The sequence below is a fragment of the Mycobacterium sp. KBS0706 genome (assembly GCF_005938675.2).
Lineage (GTDB): Bacteria > Pseudomonadota > Alphaproteobacteria > DSM-16000 > Inquilinaceae > Inquilinus.
The window spans coordinates 1-1,152 of sequence record NZ_VCCH02000285.1; the positions used below are offsets into that span (position 1 = coordinate 1).

The 1,152-nt window shown below is 65.8% G+C and carries 1 protein-coding gene; it reads right to left on the reverse strand.

The features are described 5' to 3' along the window. A complete protein-coding gene (locus FFK22_RS41850; protein WP_138893702.1) occupies positions 1 to 1,080 on the reverse strand; it encodes an IS630 family transposase in 1,080 nt (359 codons plus the stop codon). Positions 1,081 to 1,152 lie beyond the last annotated feature (72 nt).

Sequence of the window (1,152 nt, forward strand, 5' to 3'; positions counted from 1 at the left end):
CTAGTGGAGAGAATCTAACGATTGGTACCCGCGCTTGACGGCGGCGAGGATCTTGTCTGGATCTGCGGTCCAGACGAAGGGCTTCGGGTTGTCGTTTGCCTCGGCGAGGAAGCGATTGATGGCGGTCTGGAGATCGACGATCGAGTGGAACACGCCGCGCTGAAGCCGACGTTTGCTGAGCTTGGCGAAGAAGCCCTCGACGGCATTGAGCCAACTGGCGGAGGTCGGGGTGAAGTGGAAGACGAAGCGGGGATGGCGGCCGAGCCAGGCGCGCACCTTGGGGTGCTTGTGGGCGGCATAGTTGTCGAGGATGACATGCACGATCTTTCCCACCGGCACCTCGGCCTCGATAGCGTTGAGGAAGCGGATGAATTCCTGATGGCGATGGCGCTGCATGCAGCGGCCGATGACCTTACCCTCGAGCACGTCCAGAGCGGCGAAGAGGGTGGTGGTGCCATGGCGCTTGTAGTCGTGGGTCAGGGTGCCGAGGCGGCCTTTCTTGAGCGGCAGGCCGGGCTGGGTGCGGTCGAGGGCTTGGATCTGGCTCTTCTCGTCGACCGACAGCACGATGGCATGGGCGGGCGGGTCGACGTAGAGGCCGACGACATCACGCAGCTTGGCGGCGAACTGTGGATCGGTGGAGAGCTTGAACCGGCGGAAGCGATGCGGCTGAAGCCCGTGTGCGCGCCAGATGCGCTGCACCGAGGAGACGCTGATGCCGGCGATCTCGGCCATGGCCGCGGCGGTCCAGTGGGTCGTCTCGCCCGGCGGATCGCCGAGCGTGCGGGCGACCACGGCCTCGGCCACCGTCTCGGCCAGGGGCGGAATGCGGGACGGGCGTGTCTTGTCGCGCAGCAGGCCGTCGACGCCATCAGCGGCGAAGCGTTCCTGCCAGCGCCAGACCGCGGTCTTGGCAACCCCGGCCTCGCGCATGATGGCGTTGGTGCCCTGCCCATCGGCGGTCAGCAGCACGATCCGGCAACGCCAGACATGCTTCTGCGGGCTGTTGCGATCCGCGACGACGGCCTCCAGACGGGCTCGGTCGACGGGGCTGACGGTGAAACTGATCCCGGGGCGCATGCTCCAGACTCGCATCACCGCCAGCGATGGGGAATCCCTAAGCGGATTCTTCCGTTAGATTTCTTCCACTAG

What these genes read in the sequence shown, in the direction of transcription:
- FFK22_RS41850 (WP_138893702.1), bottom strand. Translation starts at nt 1,080, where the DNA reads ATGCGCCCCGGGATCAGTTTCACCGTCAGCCCCGTCGACCGAGCCCGT.